Below are 15,448 nucleotides of genomic sequence, written 5' to 3'. Positions count from 1 at the left end.
AAATAATCCGCTGCTAATATTCTTTGCTAGATATATTAGAGTAATATGCCTCATCCCAAAACATTATTTCTAATTCCAGCCCTTTCTTAAAAAACTCATACATCCTCTTTTTTTCACAGTCACTAGCTTTTTTATATAGCTTATTTGTAATATCAGTAACCTCATCAATTACAGCATTTACTGTTTCGCTACTATAAATGTTGATCCACTCTTTGTATTTGTTATTTTTAACCCCTTTAGTTGTTATCTCATTTACCATATGGCGTATAACGATTTGGTATATGTTAAAGCAAGAATAAGATGCTACTAAAGCTTCATTAACAGAATTGTGATATGCGGCACTCATGAAAAAGTCAGTAAAGGCAGAACAAGCTCTTGACTTTTTGTGATCATCAGATAGATCACAATCTTCAAAATATTTTTTATACTGTTCTCGAACATAAAATGCTCCTTGTGCCAAATTGATTAAACTACTCATCATTTCAATATCATCAACTCTAGCTGCAACAATTAAAAAAGCACGAGCGCAATCTATACAATACAGAAAATCCTGCTGAAGGTAGAATTTGAATTTTTCATAATCTAATGTATTATTTATCAATTCAACATTAAAAGGGTGTTCTTTTATTTTATCAATAAGATCAGAAAACTCTTTTACAATTACGTTGTACAGTTCTCCTTCTATTTCGTTATACACTTTATAAGCCTCACAATAAAAATTGAATATAAAAATTATTACTAATGTGGTATAATTATTATGAAAAAGCGTGCTATGCTTTAACAATAAGCTAGTATATAAATATGGGGCTGTAAATCAAAAATTTTAGCAATCTAAAGAAATTTTACTATTACCTTCTATATTGAATTCTCTACAAAGATCAGCAGATAAGTCCATGTTTTCCCAAGAAAATCCACCGTCCCTTTCCGACTGTTTACCAAAATGTCCATAACAGGCTGTACGTTTATATATAGGATGATTAAGCGATAAATGCTTGATTATGCCTTTTGTTGATAAATCTATATTATTCTCGATAAACTTTTTAATTACTCTTTCCTCTACCTTATTCGCACCAAATGTATCAATATAGAATGAAGTAGGTTTTGATACACCAATTGCATAAGAAAGCTGCACAAGACAACGTTCAGCCAAACCTGCAAAGACAATATTTTTAGCAAGATATCTTGCCATATAAGCCGCAGATCTATCAACTTTGGTTGCATCTTTTCCGGAAAACGCTCCTCCACCGTGTGGAATATAACCTCCATAAGTATCAACCATAATTTTTCGTCCGGTTAATCCACAATCACTAACCGGTCCACCAATAACAAATCTACCAGTTGGATTGACTAAGAGATTTTCCTCAGGACACATCCATCCTTCAGGTAAAGATGAAACTATGTAAGGGTAAATTATTTCTTTTACTTTTGATTGATCCAAATCCTCAGGGTGCTGTATTGAGACAATAATACTTTCAGCACGTACCGGGAGGTTATTCTCATATGCCAAAGTGATTTGTGACTTTGCATCTGGACCAAGTTTTGCTTCTTTAACTGCGCTCATGATATTTTTCAGAATCGAGTGTGCATAAAAAATGGGTGCCGGCATAAGGTTTTCTGTCTCTGTTGTTGCATAGCCATACATTATGCCCTGATCTCCAGCACCTTGATCCAACCCTATTGCAATGTCATTTGATTGCTCATGCAGCAATATATTTACTTTCACTTTTCTCCAGTGGAACCCATCGTGCTTGTAACCAATATCTTTTATTGTATTCCGTACAATACTTTCAATCCTGCTATTTTTGATGTTAGGCCCAAACACTTCCCCAGCTATAATAACGTTATCTTTGGTGACTAAAGTCTCTATTGCAGCTCGCGCAAAAGGATCAGTAAAAAGGTACTCATCAAGTATTGCATCTGAAATTTGATCTGCTACTTTATCTGGATGACCAGCCGCCACTGATTCACTGGTTACTAAATTTTTATATAAACTCATGTTTTTGCTTATACAATATCAAAACCGCTATAGAAAACACAGTTAGTAACTACTAAATGGTGGGTCTGGGAAGAGTTGAACCTCCGACCTCACGCTTATCAGGCGTGCGCTCTAACCACCTGAGCTACAGACCCATGATTTATTCAAGCTGAAGCTTTCATATTATCTGTAGGCACGATATCAATAAAAGTCTTTTTGTTTGCTGACCTTCTAAAGCTGACCCAGCCTTCTATTTTAGCAAAAATCGTATGATCTTTACCTATACCAACATTCTTCCCAGGATGGAATTTTGTGCCTCTTTGGCGCACAATTATGTTACCAGGAATAACCTTCCCATTCTTCTTTATTCCTAACCTACGACCTGCTGAATCTCTACCATTACAGGAACTACCACCTGATTTTTTAGTTGCCATATCTTACCTCTTACTTTTGAAGACTAATTTCATTTATACGAAGAACAGTTATATACTGCCTATGACCAGTTTTCCTACGGTAATTTTTTCTTCTTTTCTTCTTAAAGATTATAATTTTTTCCCCCCTGCACTGCTCCAACACTTCAGCTTTAACAGTAGCATTAGATGAATAAGATAAGCCATTATTTGAAATACAAATCACCTTATTGATTTCCACCTCTTTTTTTTCTTCAGCTTCTAACTTCTCTACCTTTATTATACTACCTTCTTTTACTAAATATTGCTTTCCACCAGTCTCAATTACTGCAAACATGATAAATATAAATTATTGTTATTAACTTTAATCGTAAACGATGTCATATACGCTGTCAATATAAATAAAAAGCATGACTTAACGTTCTTTTTGAGCTACTAAAATACTTCTATCTGTTTTCATCTTTTATCTACCTTTTCTCAGACAGTAGACTTCTTGCATAACCTAAGCAGAAAAAAGGCAAATAGTTATTATAGCTCTAAGTTTACCGACACCGTCATGCAAGTAGCCCCTTCTCCTGTCATTCGAGTAGCTAACACTGGTTCCTTTATGACGATGTCATCCAAGTGTCAGCTACTCGGATGACAAAAAAAGGAGCACTAGGATGACATCATCCTTTTTTGGGATTCCAGTGGGCTTTGTTGCATCGCTCTTCGGATAGTAGGTAACGCACAATAAATTTATGAAGCTATCTCAAATTTAGCCATACCAATATCAGTGAACTTATTGAGCAAATAGCATTTAACAAGTAGTTCCTTCTCTCTATTTGTCTCAGATTTATTCCTAAAACTAAACCCGAATGTTTGTTTCAGTCGCGAGAAAAAACTTTCTATATAAGATCTTTTTCCGTAGTTTGTTTGCCTTTTCCACCTCTTCATTCCATCTTCGCTGCATGATTTTATTAGTCTAATTGCAGCATTTCTCTCAGCCATATAGTCTAACTTTGGATGCTCTGCTGCGTTGTTTTTCGGAGGAATTTTCGTTTTTATACCATATTGATTACACAGCTTATAGAGCTTTTCTCTGTCATATGCCCTATCTGCATATAGTACTTTTATGACATACTGAAAATCGACTTCTTTTAGCAAATCACAAGCTCCATAGTGATCAGCCGTTACTGTATTTTACAGCTATGGCTTTTTTGCTGTTTGTATTCAACATTACATGCAATTTTCTTGTCTGTTCATAGCTGCGATACTTTCTATCTTCGCTATTTTCTTTGCTATGACCAGGAGTGTTGTTGTATATACTAATTCCTGTACTGTCTATAGCAATTTCGATATCTTCCATATTATTTTCTGCAACCATTGATCTTAATATTGAGTTTCTTAAACCTTCTTGATGATTGTGAATAGCTGATAACTTGCAAATTTTTCCCAATTTGCTCAAGGTATCCTGCTATAAACCCAACTGTTTGCCTCAGGCCTATTCTAAATAAACAAGTTATTATGTGCACCAAAATTACAACTTTATCGCTATAAATATTGTTGCCACCTGGTATTTTTGGACCATTCTCGTACCACTTTTCTATGGCTTCGTTGATATAATGAAAAATATTTCCTCTTTTTTCTAGAAATTTGTTATATTCGCTATGGTTACTGACCCTCATTTTTTGTGGCATATTTTTTCTTTCAAGGTTAAATGGCTATTTTATAATGAATTTTGTCAGTAGCCACCAGATTTTTTCAGTTGCTATGCAACAAAGCCATTCCAGTGTCACGCACTGGGATGACAGCAGTCCTACGTCATACCGCGATTCATTCGCGGTATCTCAGCAATAGATCCCGCTAACAAGCAGCGGGATGACGATTGTCGTTTAGCCATAAACATTAAGGAATTTACCAAATGAAAAAAAAGGCAAAAGAAACCCTAGTCATTGTCTATTTTCAGTATTGGCGTTTTTTAAGTCTTAAACACTGCAATTTAGCTGCTTTTAATTGCAACTAACCTACGCTGCAAATGTTTAAGAAATTTACTAAGTAGAAAAAAAGACAAAGAACCCCCGAGTTAGCTAGTCTTTTACTATCTCTGTCGAGTATTGGCATTTTTTGATGTCTTGTAACGCTTTATAAGCGCGTTCAGCTTATTTAGATAAAAATCTAGATGTAGATGAAGTTTTGTAAAGACATACAGTATCTATATACTGCAAAAAATTAAACATAAGACGCCGATACATTAAGCAATCCTTACCTTTTAATCTGCAGATTGGCGAAAGCAAATACAATAGCTTCACTGTTATGATAAGGGGGCTGGCGGAGTTTGTCAAGGAAGTTTTTTTGTTTCTATTCCCAATAAAAGTTTGTTATATGGTTATGCAAGAAGTCTAATATTAAAAATGACACAACAACATAATTAAATTAGACTACTTTATTCTCTTAGTTACTTGCTTTTCTCTTGCTATTGCAAGGCTTTTTTCTGGTACATCCTCAACTATAACACTACCTGCTGCAATTACAGATTCATCATGAATATTAAGCGGCGCAATTAGTGAGCTATTGGCGCCAACAAAGCAATTGCTCCCTATATTCGTTTCATGTTTATTTTTCCCATCATAATTACAAACAATAGTGCCTGCTCCTATATTACTCTCCTGCCCTACTTTAGCATTTCCTATATAACTTAAGTGTTTTATTCTAGTGTTTTGATCAACTTCACTTGTTTTCACTTCCACAAAATTTCCTATTTTTGCCTTATTACCAATTGTTGTGTTTCCGCGTATTCTGGTAAATGGACCGACCTCAGCATTACTTTTAATTAAGCAGTTTTCTAAATGCGAAAATGGCAGTATTTTCGCACCAGACTCTATTTTCACTCCAGTACCGAAAAAAACATATGGGTAAATAACTGAATCTCTGGCAATTTGCGTATCAAGAGAAAAGAAAACAGTCTCTGGTGCAACAAGCGTTACTCCGGAGTCGGTAAAAATTTTTCTTTTATTTTCTTGAAAGTAAAACTCAGCTTTTATAAGGTCATTTCTGTTATTTATTCCCGTTGCTTCTTCTCCACCGGTAATAACGTAACCGACATTTAAATTACTCTTCACTGCAATGGAAACTATATCGGTCAAGTAATATTCATGAGTTGAGCTATTGCACTCTATTTTCTCCACCAATTCACGTAAATTCTTTGCACATGCAACCATTATTCCAGCATTTGCAAGAAATTCTTCATGATTATTTTTATCACTCTTTGCTTCTACGATTTCTCTTAAGGAACCATTCTCAATAATTAACCTACCGTATTCTTTATTGCTTGTCCTAAAACCTAGGCAAACTAGAGCCTTGCCTTCTAAATAACTAATCATTTTAGTTATTGTGCTGCTTTTTATGAGCGGAGTATCCCCATACTGCACAACAACTATGCTTGAATCTGGCAATTCTCTTAGGTTTCTCATCGCAGTTTTGACCGCATCTCCCGTGCCAAGTGTTAATTCTTGTGTAATTAACTGTATATCCTTAAAACACTTTAGTCTTTCAATTAAAGGCTGATCAACTACAACAGCAATATTTTCAGGATTTAACTGTTTTGCATTGTAAATGACATGCTGGAGCATGGAAAAACTGCCTATTTTGTGTAGGACCTTAGGCAAATCTGAATTCATCCGCCTGCCATGCCCTGCAGCAAGTATAACGAACGTATGAGTTTTACTTATCACTTATCTTAAAGATGAAAAATGAAAACCGTAATGATCAAGCCAGCTGATTTTGTTGTCATAAAAGCTCCTCAAGTCGCTAATTTGATATTTTAGCATTGCAAGCCTTTCTATACCAATGCCAAACGCAAAACCGTTGTATTTAGTATGGTCTATTCCAACATTTTGAAATACATTTGGATGCGTCATACCGCATCCCAGTACTTCTATCCATTTACTACCTTTATAACTTATGTCCACTTCCGCAGAAGGCTCGGTAAAAGGGAAAAAACTATTACGAAAACGTATCTTCAGCCCTTTATCGCCAAAGAACTTATTAAGGAAGTGATGAATAGTAAATTTTAACTGGCCCATATTGACATTCTCATCGACATATAACCCCTCTATTTGATGGAACATAGGGGTGTGAGTTGCATCAAAGTCGTTTCTGTATACTCTACCTGCGGCTACTATTTTAATTGGGAATTTTTTTGTTTTTTCCATGGTTCTAATCTGTACAGATGAAGTGTGAGTGCGCAGTACCATTCTTTTATCGTTTATTTTATTCTTTAAGTAGAAGGTATCTTGCTCCTCTCGTGCAGGATGATGACTTGGAGTATTCAGTGCATCAAATACATGAAATTCATCTTCAATATCAGGGCCATCAACTGCTTTAAAACCCATATGTGCAAAAATAAGCTTTACTTCATTTATAACCTTACTGAGTGGATGGACCTTGCCCATTTTTTCTGGTCTAACGGGCAACGTGATATCAACTGCCTCGTTCTGCAATTTAAAGTTAACTTCTTCTGTTTTTAGCACATTTTCCCTATTCATGATAAGATGATCTATCTTATCACGTAAAGCGTTAATCACTGCACCTAAATCACGCTTTTTCTCTGCATTTTCTATCTTTTTTAAGTTATCAAAATACGCTCTAACTACACCCTTTTTTCCCAAATATAATAGCCTAACTTTTTCTAAATCTTGCAAAGAAGAAGCATTCTCAATTTCGGAAACTGCTTTATCTTCAAGTGAAAGTATGTCATCTAATAACTCTTTATTCATCTTAAAAACGCTGGCTTAAACTTTCATTATAGTGAAATTTTAAATATCATCAACAATCCGAAAAATTGCCCTATTCTGATTATTAATTTATTGACTAATTAATCTTTTTTATTTACCTTTGCGTTGATGAATTTGCTGTATCAACTATGCACAACAGTAACACTGAAACTAAGAATAAGTATAAAATAGAGGATTTACCTAAGCTCTTTAAGGAAAAATCCAGAAACATAAGTAAAGCATTTTCTAGCGAAACAATTAAGATCAGTGCTATTCGCTCGAGAAGTATTGAAAGCAATATACAAAAATTTTCATTTGAGCTAACAGCAACAGATAAAGACACCTTTAATATAAGATTATTTCGAATAAACCCTTTAATTGATTTTTTCAAAATCTGCCTTTCCCGGGAAAAAAAATTTACAGCCAACATAAAAGTGCCCAAAGAAAGCAGTGAACTATATAATAACTACTGTAAAACTAACAGTTATAAAACTGTAGAAGAATTCGTAAATAGTGCTCCGCCTCAAATCCTTCTGCAGGGCGCAACGATAACGCTACAAACAGACGTTGAAAACATTAACCTGGACAACTTGTACCAAATCGAGTTATTTCTAAATGAAAAGCTACAACATGCAGAAAAAACTGAAAATGAAGACAAAAAAGAACAGAGTGAAACTAACCAAAAAAATGCACAAAATAAACAAATCGTACCAGTTACAGGCCTGTTTGGCTATAATTTAACAAGTAGTAAAAAGCAAGTGATGCGGGTTCCAATAGTTGTTGCTGCAATGCGTGACAATTTTTTTTGGTTTGGATCTTCTTTTCGGCTATCCAATTTTTTTAATACAATACAATTCTTCTTTCAACAGCCACCAAAACTGTCCATACGAAACCAGAGGGCTTTGACTTACCATCCAACACTTCAAGAGACAAAACAGGACAAGGTAACACAAAAAGATGGAATCGACGAAAGAAGAATAGAAGACGTCACAATGCTTATTTCTGATTTCGGTCAAACTACTTCGCACACAGAGTATTTTAAGGCTAACAGAAAAAAGAAGTCAAAAAAGCAGACCAAAGAACTATCAGAGAAAGAAAAACCATTAGCCATAAAACAAGCACAAAATGATGCTAGAGTAGCTATGATAGATAACCAAATTGAGCACAGGGGGAAAAAACTCGATAAAATATTTATTGAAGTGATGAGTGGATACAAAAATCAAGATCCAGAAACATTTTGCAATATTTTCAGCTCAGTATTCAATATTGTTTACTTTCAAGATAAACAATTACATGCAATATTAGAGCCAGGCGAAATATCAGAAGTATTACAGATACTCGAAAGGCCACAACCTCTTAGTAACTCACTTTTAGGTAAAGAATATTTACAAAAACAAGTATATAGAAAAAAAGAGCAATTGCTTAAATTAGTTTCAGGTGTTTATATACAACAACCTTCTCCACAACATGAAAATACTCCTCATAAATCTACAAACCCTTTACCAATTAAAGATCTTTCACCAGCAACAAATGAAGCTAAAACTCTACCACCTACTAACATTACACTCAAATCACCGTTAAAAACTGTATTTTCCTCAAAAAAGGCTTATTTTTGTCTATTTATAATAGTAGCATCTGCATCAACACTTTGCTTATGGCATTTTCCATTAGGAAAAGTGTCAATGTTAAAAGGATTAGTGCCACCAGAAAAAAGGGAAAGTATTGGGTTAGCATTGAACATAGGGTTGCCAATATTAATCGCGCTGTGTATTTTGAATTTAGCTCGCTTTATATATTCTGAATATTCTATAGAATCTATTGAACAGAACAAATCTCCTTCTCGCATTTAAACTTACCCAAAATGTAAACAAGTTGTCCTAAGAGATCTTTCATGGTAAAATTATTTATTTTCACCATATGTTTAAAGGAATTATCACGGATATCGGGACTATAACTGATACTACCACTCACTCCAACTCTGATCAAATTTTCCATATCAAGACACAAAATTTATCCTCTATAAATAAAGGAGATTCAATAGCTTGCTCTGGTGTGTGTTTAACTGTTGTTGATATAATGAGCGATATATTTACAGTCCAAGCATCTCAAGAAACTATGAAGGTTGCTAACTTAAATACGTGGAGAATAGGAAAAAAAATAAATCTCGAACAAGCAATGAGATTAAGCGATAAGATCGATGGCCACCTAGTTCAGGGTCATGTTGATGGGATAGTAAAATTTTTAACAATTAATCAAAATTTAGATTCTCATGAAATCAAACTATCGTGCCCACAAGAATTAATTAAATTTGTTGCAAAAAAAAGCTCCGTTACACTAGATGGGGTTTCCCTCACAGTGAATTCAGTTATTAATCAGGAATTTACGGTAAATATCACTCCCTATACATGGGAAAATACAACTTTTCAGTACAACAAAGTAAATGATTATTTGAATTTAGAAATTGACATGATCGCTAGGCATTTAGATCAATTGATGCAGCATAAATACAATTAATTTTACAACCTTGTTATTTACAACTATTATATCTTGAAAACCATATAGATATAAAACATGCTTTTCGATAGCCTAATTATCTTCATTGTTGTTCTATGCGTAATAATCTCGGTAACTAGAGGCTTTATAAAAGAGCTATGCGCACTAATGTTTCTATTTTTATCGGTCTTTCTGACAGCTAATCACTATGATTTTTTCACTCCAAATTATAGTAAATATTTTGATTCTAAAGTTACACTAAACATACTTTCTACAATCTCTGTATTTATTATACTTAATCTTATATTCATGATAATAAATAACTGGCTAATGTACATATTATTACCCATAAGGTTGGGGTTTATCGATAGAGTTACTGGAATCTTTCTCGGAGTGCTTAAAGGAATATTGCTCTCTTATGTATTATTTTTTGCTGTGCACTTATATTGCTACACAGTATATGACAAAAAAGAGGGAGAGTATAAAATAGAAGCAGAAGACATATTGCCTAATTGGATAATAAATTCACACTCTTATCAGGCTTTATTTGTGACAGCAGAAGAAGTAATTGACATGTATGTACCAGAGTCGTTGATACTAAAAATAAAAGAGATCGGTGGAGAAATGGTTGATCAAGAAAAACCTAAAAACAATAAAAAAGAAGAGTAAATATTTATTTATAAATATTTTCATTGGGAGTATTCAAAAAGCCATATGTGTCAGGCTAAGAGCACAGAATTTTTTACTGGAAATATTAATTTTGTTTTAGCAATAAATCAACTTAAGGTCATAATATCTTGACATTTATTTAATGTTGCTATATAATAGCTATGTACATTTTGTGTACTATAGCAATAAAATTACCTTGTAATAGGTGTATTGGACCCGAGGGCAGTACTCGGCGCCTCCACCATGTTTTTTAATTATACGGGGGCGATTAAGGATCGACATGCATAGTAAAGATGGTAGCTTTGCTCGGTTAGACACCACCGCTAAGAGTTCATAATTTAAATGCAAACGATAATTTTGCTGCTGAAGAATATCGTGTTGCTGCTTAATTTAGCACAACCGGTTTATTACTAAAGCACGGTTTAGGGAACGCCGGGTAACAGAAGTTCCCCCAAAATTTACGTATGTGAAAGTTATATGGAGCAAACAGATTACAAAAAACTGCTTAATTCTGCTAAGTTTCAAGTTATCAAAAAGACTTTAGATGTTATATCAGGTAATGGTTTTATCCCTCACTTAGAAATATTATTTTTCACATATTTTAATGGTGTGACCATGCCAGATCGTTTGAAAAAGTCATACCCTACTCAAATGCTTATTATATTACAGCATCAATTCTATGATTTAAAAGTTTCTGAGGATAAATTTAGCGTCAGTTTGAGTTTTCAAGGAAAACAAGAGCGAATTACTATACCGTTTTTTGCTATTAGTGAGTTTCGTGATAAAATTTCAGGAGATGTTTTAATATTTGACAAAATCAGTATCGACTCTGATAAAGAATACAAAAGTGAAAAATGTACTGAAAAACTATCAAACGGTAGTATTATATCCATAGATCAACTGCGTGATGAGTAACTGCTCATCTTTATAAACAAAAAATATTAATAGAAAAAAGTGGTCTAACTTAAGTAATAGAATAGAGGGTAGATAAATATGCTAAATCTTTAATTATTTATTAACGCAGGTGGCAAAATTTTTCTTACATATCATCAACTTCCTTTATTGAAAAATTCAGAAAAATGTTGTATAATTATTAGTAGACTTTGGTAAAACATATGACAGATTCAGGAATTAGTATAACTTTTGACCCAAAAACTTCACATAACCTTACTAAGTTAGCTGAAATCACCAAGGAATCCGTTCAAGAACTAGCAAAAAGGTTAGTCATCGAAGGAATCGAGTGCGAAGTAGAAGATATTGCGTTATATAAAACTATTAAGGAATGTGAGGATGTAGACTGGAACACAGTACTATCTGAAAGGGAGAGGACATAAACTGAAATACGATATTGTCTACTCAAAAAACTTTACTGAAAGAGATTTTCTAAATCTTCCAAAAACAATAAGATCAAGGATTACAAAAGCGATAAACGAGCGGCTTACAACTGATCCAATTAAATTTGGTAAACCATTACGTGGCAGGCTAAAAGGATATAGAAGAATAAGGGTTAGTGATTATCGAATTATTTATACTGTAAATATTGCAAAACATAAGGTGTTTGTTGCTACAGCAGGACATAGAGACACCATTTATGAGAAGGCTACTTGATAAACATTAAATATATTTTTATACAGCCCTCCTTCCTTTCTTTATTGAAAAATTAAAAAAAATGTTGTAAAATAGCTATAGTAGTAGACTTTGGTAAAGCTTATGGTAAATTCAAAAGTTAGTGTAACTTTCAACCCAGAAACTTCGCAGCATCTTGTTGAACTAGCTAGAGCCACCAAGCAGTCTGTTCAAAAATTAACAGAAAAGCTAGTCAAGGAAGCAATCGAACTTGAAGCGGAAGATATTGCATTTTCCAAAATTATTAGGGAGTTAAATTCTGATGATGCAGAAGAAGTAGAGGATAGTGAAGACATCTGGAAATAAGCAATACACCATTAAATATCTAAAGCATGTTCTTAAAAGAAATTTGCCTTCCTTGCCGGAAGATGTAAAGCCAAGTATTAAAGATGCAATAAAAGAGTATCTTGAGACTGATCCTATTGGTAACGGTGTGTTGCTACGCAAGAGATTAAAGGAACATAGAAGAATAAAAGTTGCTGATGATTATCGTATTGTCTACCGTGTAAATATTGTAAAACGTATAGTAATTATTGTTTCAATAGGACACAGGGACAATATTTACAAGCAGGCAATATTGGACCTACTGAAACATTAAATATATTTTTATACACCACTCCTTTCTTTATTGAAAAATTAAAAAAAATGTTGTATAATTATTAGTGGACTTTGGTAAAACATATGGCAAATTCAGGCATTAACATAGCTCTTAGCGAAGAAACTTTAAAGCATCTTGCTGAATTATCTGAATTTACTAAACAGCCCGTTCAAGAATTAGCAGGAAAACTATTTAGAGAAGCAGTTGAGCTTGAAATGGAGGATTTTTTAGTATCTAAAATTTCTGATGAGCGTGATGTTGAAGGTGCAGAAACAGTTGATTTTGAAGATATTAAGTGGGATTAGAGCGTTACAAGGTTAAGTCTCTAAAGAGTGTTGTTGAAAAAGATTTACCAAACCTTCCAAAGACAATAAGGCTAAAAGTTCAAAAGGCTATAAAAGAACGTCTTACAGTTGACCCAATAAATTTTGGTGAACCACTACATCATAACTTAAAAGGACGTAGAAGGCTAAGAGTTGGTGACTATCGTGTAATTTACAGAGTAAATCAATTAGATCATATAGTATAGCATTTCTCATAATAGTCCGAACAGGTCATAGGAAGGCAGAATCAACAGCACGACGAAAGGATTCGAATAGAGGAATGTTTTTCCTGGCTCTGTTTTTTATAGCAAACCAATGATGCTCAATTTTGTTGAAATCTGGAGAATAAGGCGGCAGATACAAAATTTCTGCACCAACCCCTTTAGCAAGCTCGATAATCTTATCAGACTTATGAAAAGTAGCATTGTCAAGAATGACAGTCTGTCCAGGTTCCAAGATCCATACGCGTCAAGTTAAGAGATTGTGAGCAAATTTAGGGAGGTTAAAGTGGATACTCTAGCCCTTCTACGTTTGTCTTTTAATGAAAATCGCGACCAAGTTATAGTGAGTTTTTTAAGAAATGCTTTTAAACTATTAATTTTGGTTAATACTAAAAATAACTCTCTAACCCGCCTTTTTAGCTCAATAAATGCCTTTGTTAAGCTAAGTTCTGTATTCTTTTTCACTTCTGTGCAACCAACTATGCCGTGAAATATAAGAATTGCGCACAATTTAGCATATAGTTCACATAATACTCTGCATGGCTTTCCTTTTAGCTTATCAAGCCTGATATGGCTTTTATACAATTTAAATAATAACTCAATTTGCCACCTTACTCTGTAAATCGTTAATACTTGCTCAGCACTAATTTTATTTTCTGGAACATTAGTTATAAATATTGACCAGTTCAACAATTTTTGATTTCTTTTAGAGGATGTATATCCCTGCGATCTTGCTAATCTATTAGCTTTCCTTCTTCTGGCCATAGACTGTTCTTCAGTTAGTTTCTGACATATAATTCTTACTCTAATTTTTGCTTCTTTTCCTAACAATACCTCGTTTTCTAAAAATAACTTATCCTCTAAACATTCTAATAACTCCATTTTTTGATTTGTTTCTACATCATATATGTTGGTATCGGATTTATAACGACTTATGAAATAAGCTCCTATTTCATTGATTTGTTTAAAAGAACTTGGCACAAAATAACCGAGATCAGATATTAGCAAATCATTGCTTAATATATTACTTAAATGTTTCCTATATCCCTGGTCTGATCTTACCCCCTCCGTTAAATTAAGTTGGTCTATTATCTGATTCATGTAGTCGAAAACTAATTGTAACTTTATTCCAGACTTAGTATTGCTTTCATAGCCACTGTAGCTAGTACCATAACCTTTATACATCTCTTCCATACTGTTAGGTAGAGTAATATAGCTACTGTCCAATAATTTAACACTATTAAATTGCTGTAAGATTTTGCAATCAACTTGCAAGATATTTTTAAAGAGAATCACAGATTCATTATACATCCTTTTCATAAATTCCACTGCTTCTTCAGTAAATCTAAAATCCAAACCTTGTTTTGTTATATCTATCGAGTCCTCGTTTAGTAATTGACACATTGTTTCTACGCTACAATTATCAACTCCTATATTACCCAAGACCATGGCTTTTACGAATGATGAACCTTTTAGCTTTCTCTTTCTTTTTATAAACCTTGTTGTAATTGAGATTTTCTCTGCTTTTTCATTAAAAAATTCTTTGAGCTTTTTTGATAAGCAAGTTATTTTATTCATTGGTTCTCTCACTAAAAGTATATCTGGGAGAACTTATACCTTATTATTCTATCTCTTTCATACCTTTATTTCCTTAACTTGACGCGTATGGTCAAGAATGACAGTCTGTCCAGGTTCCAAGATCGGTGTCAAAAATTGCTCAAACCATCCATTAAAAACATCCATATTACAGTGGCCTTCAAAGGTTAACGGAACAACTATCTTTCTTCCACTTAAGGCTGCAACCATACTGATTCGTTGAGTTTTCTTTCCAGATTTTAAGGCATAAAACCGCTGTCCTTTCTGGCAATATCCGTAGGGGTAGTCTTCGGTGTTATCAATGCCAGACTCATCTATATACACTAAGTTTTTAGGTTCTTTTGTCGCTATAATTTTCAAAAATTCAGCACGTTTTTCTTCGTTTCTTTCCTTGTATCCATATGTCTTTTTTTGCGCGTAAATCCAATTTTTTTAAGGGCTCGATAGATCGTTTGGATACTAACGTTGTTCCAAAGTTTAGCCATTTCCGATAGAGTCTTTCCTCCGTGTTCTCTGGCAAATTTGGCAAAGGTATCCCAGTCGGTAATTTTGTGATTGTAACCCCCATTTCCAAGTTTTTTTGATTGAAAGTCTCCTGTTTCTTTTCTTCTTTGCTGCCACTCCCATAAAGTAGTTCTTCCAATCTTAAATCTTGCTGCCACTGTTTCTCTGCTTTCTCCTTCGTCTAGCGCTTCCATTGCTTTTTTTCTTAAATCATAACTATATGCTGCTGGCATTCAACCTCCTTATCATCATCTACCCTTATCCTATCACATCCGGACT

At 33.8% G+C, this 15,448-nt stretch carries 17 protein-coding genes, 1 tRNA gene, 1 other RNA gene and 3 pseudogenes; 11 read left to right on the top strand and 11 right to left on the bottom strand.

Annotated elements, in window-relative coordinates; genetic code table 11:
* Window positions 1-13 precede the first annotated feature (13 nt).
* The 8 genes and pseudogenes from ACQH2Q_RS03725 to pheS form a co-directional block, all read right to left on the bottom strand.
* Window positions 14-697 (bottom strand): TenA family protein, encoded by a 684-nt coding sequence (locus tag ACQH2Q_RS03725; RefSeq protein WP_038249063.1) that lies wholly within the window; start codon window positions 695-697, stop codon window positions 14-16.
* 126 nt (window positions 698-823) lie between these two features.
* Window positions 824-1,996 carry a methionine adenosyltransferase gene (gene metK, locus ACQH2Q_RS03720; protein ID WP_151807781.1) on the bottom strand — a complete coding sequence of 391 codons (1,173 nt, stop codon included), beginning with the start codon at window positions 1,994-1,996 and terminating at the stop codon, window positions 824-826.
* A gap of 57 nt (window positions 1,997-2,053) precedes the next feature.
* Window positions 2,054-2,130: transfer RNA gene (locus ACQH2Q_RS03715), tRNA-Ile, on the bottom strand.
* Between the two features lie 9 nt (window positions 2,131-2,139).
* Window positions 2,140-2,409: a 50S ribosomal protein L27 gene (gene rpmA, locus ACQH2Q_RS03710; RefSeq protein WP_006279564.1), complete on the bottom strand. Its 270-nt coding sequence runs from the start codon at window positions 2,407-2,409 to the stop codon at window positions 2,140-2,142.
* Between the two features lie 10 nt (window positions 2,410-2,419).
* Window positions 2,420-2,722 (bottom strand): 50S ribosomal protein L21, encoded by a 303-nt coding sequence (rplU, locus tag ACQH2Q_RS03705; RefSeq protein ID WP_006279565.1) that lies wholly within the window; start codon window positions 2,720-2,722, stop codon window positions 2,420-2,422.
* A gap of 401 nt (window positions 2,723-3,123) precedes the next feature.
* Window positions 3,124-4,064: pseudogene (locus ACQH2Q_RS03700) on the bottom strand (IS5 family transposase).
* A 741-nt stretch (window positions 4,065-4,805) separates the two neighbouring features.
* A complete protein-coding gene (gene glmU, locus ACQH2Q_RS03695; protein ID WP_425383370.1) occupies window positions 4,806-6,098 on the bottom strand; it encodes a bifunctional UDP-N-acetylglucosamine diphosphorylase/glucosamine-1-phosphate N-acetyltransferase GlmU in 1,293 nt (430 codons plus the stop codon).
* Complete coding sequence (pheS, locus tag ACQH2Q_RS03690) at window positions 6,099-7,142, bottom strand: phenylalanine--tRNA ligase subunit alpha (RefSeq protein ID WP_265024249.1); 1,044 nt, start codon at window positions 7,140-7,142, stop codon at window positions 6,099-6,101.
* Window positions 7,143-7,288: 146 nt separating this feature from the next.
* On the opposite strand from pheS, the gene ACQH2Q_RS03685 reads away from it, so the two are divergent.
* The 11 genes from ACQH2Q_RS03685 to ACQH2Q_RS03635 all read left to right on the top strand — a co-directional run bounded on the left by ACQH2Q_RS03685 (window position 7,289) and on the right by ACQH2Q_RS03635 (window position 13,054).
* Window positions 7,289-8,989, top strand: a complete 1,701-nt coding sequence (locus tag ACQH2Q_RS03685; RefSeq protein WP_425383369.1) for a hypothetical protein — start codon at window positions 7,289-7,291, stop codon at window positions 8,987-8,989.
* A gap of 67 nt (window positions 8,990-9,056) precedes the next feature.
* Window positions 9,057-9,653: a riboflavin synthase gene (locus ACQH2Q_RS03680; RefSeq protein ID WP_425383368.1), complete on the top strand. Its 597-nt coding sequence runs from the start codon at window positions 9,057-9,059 to the stop codon at window positions 9,651-9,653.
* Between the two features lie 57 nt (window positions 9,654-9,710).
* Window positions 9,711-10,301 carry a CvpA family protein gene (locus tag ACQH2Q_RS03675; RefSeq protein ID WP_015588828.1) on the top strand — a complete coding sequence of 197 codons (591 nt, stop codon included), beginning with the start codon at window positions 9,711-9,713 and terminating at the stop codon, window positions 10,299-10,301.
* 124 nt (window positions 10,302-10,425) lie between these two features.
* Window positions 10,426-10,755, top strand: a transfer-messenger RNA (tmRNA) gene (gene ssrA / locus ACQH2Q_RS03670).
* Window positions 10,756-10,778: 23 nt separating this feature from the next.
* On the top strand, window positions 10,779-11,216 hold the full coding sequence (locus ACQH2Q_RS03665) for a ClpXP protease specificity-enhancing factor SspB (RefSeq protein ID WP_006279412.1): 438 nt from the start codon (window positions 10,779-10,781) through the stop codon (window positions 11,214-11,216).
* 188 nt (window positions 11,217-11,404) lie between these two features.
* Entirely contained in the window at window positions 11,405-11,635 is a 231-nt protein-coding gene (locus ACQH2Q_RS03660; RefSeq protein ID WP_264339247.1) for a hypothetical protein, read from the top strand.
* A complete protein-coding gene (locus tag ACQH2Q_RS03655; protein ID WP_306700832.1) occupies window positions 11,616-11,909 on the top strand; it encodes a type II toxin-antitoxin system RelE family toxin in 294 nt (97 codons plus the stop codon). The genes ACQH2Q_RS03660 and ACQH2Q_RS03655 overlap by 20 nt, the downstream gene beginning before the upstream one ends.
* Before the next feature lie 102 nt (window positions 11,910-12,011).
* Window positions 12,012-12,233 (top strand): hypothetical protein, encoded by a 222-nt coding sequence (locus ACQH2Q_RS03650; protein WP_095742622.1) that lies wholly within the window; start codon window positions 12,012-12,014, stop codon window positions 12,231-12,233.
* Window positions 12,214-12,525, top strand: a complete 312-nt coding sequence (locus ACQH2Q_RS03645) for a type II toxin-antitoxin system RelE family toxin (RefSeq protein ID WP_253303024.1) — start codon at window positions 12,214-12,216, stop codon at window positions 12,523-12,525. The genes ACQH2Q_RS03650 and ACQH2Q_RS03645 overlap by 20 nt, the downstream gene beginning before the upstream one ends.
* An 83-nt stretch (window positions 12,526-12,608) precedes the next feature.
* Window positions 12,609-12,830: a hypothetical protein gene (locus tag ACQH2Q_RS03640; RefSeq protein WP_006279415.1), complete on the top strand. Its 222-nt coding sequence runs from the start codon at window positions 12,609-12,611 to the stop codon at window positions 12,828-12,830.
* Window positions 12,821-13,054: a type II toxin-antitoxin system RelE family toxin gene (locus tag ACQH2Q_RS03635; RefSeq protein ID WP_182309615.1), complete on the top strand. Its 234-nt coding sequence runs from the start codon at window positions 12,821-12,823 to the stop codon at window positions 13,052-13,054. Before ACQH2Q_RS03640 ends, ACQH2Q_RS03635 begins: the two co-directional genes overlap by 10 nt.
* Window positions 13,055-13,079: 25 nt before the next feature.
* Here the strand turns inward: ACQH2Q_RS03635 and ACQH2Q_RS03630 are convergent.
* The 3 genes and pseudogenes from ACQH2Q_RS03630 to ACQH2Q_RS03620 all read right to left on the bottom strand — a co-directional run.
* A pseudogene (locus tag ACQH2Q_RS03630) lies at window positions 13,080-13,307 on the bottom strand (transposase); the annotation flags it as partial.
* 14 nt (window positions 13,308-13,321) lie between these two features.
* Window positions 13,322-14,647: an IS4 family transposase gene (locus ACQH2Q_RS03625; RefSeq protein ID WP_264339118.1), complete on the bottom strand. Its 1,326-nt coding sequence runs from the start codon at window positions 14,645-14,647 to the stop codon at window positions 13,322-13,324.
* A gap of 60 nt (window positions 14,648-14,707) precedes the next feature.
* Window positions 14,708-15,402 (bottom strand): annotated as a pseudogene (locus tag ACQH2Q_RS03620) (IS630 family transposase); the annotation flags it as partial.
* Window positions 15,403-15,448 lie beyond the last annotated feature (46 nt).

Source organism: Wolbachia endosymbiont (group A) of Melieria omissa (assembly GCF_964031125.1).
In the GTDB taxonomy this organism is placed as follows: Bacteria; Pseudomonadota; Alphaproteobacteria; order Rickettsiales; family Anaplasmataceae; genus Wolbachia; species Wolbachia pipientis.
The sequence above is the reverse complement of the archived record's forward strand: the minus strand, read 5'-3'. Positions and strand labels throughout refer to the sequence as shown.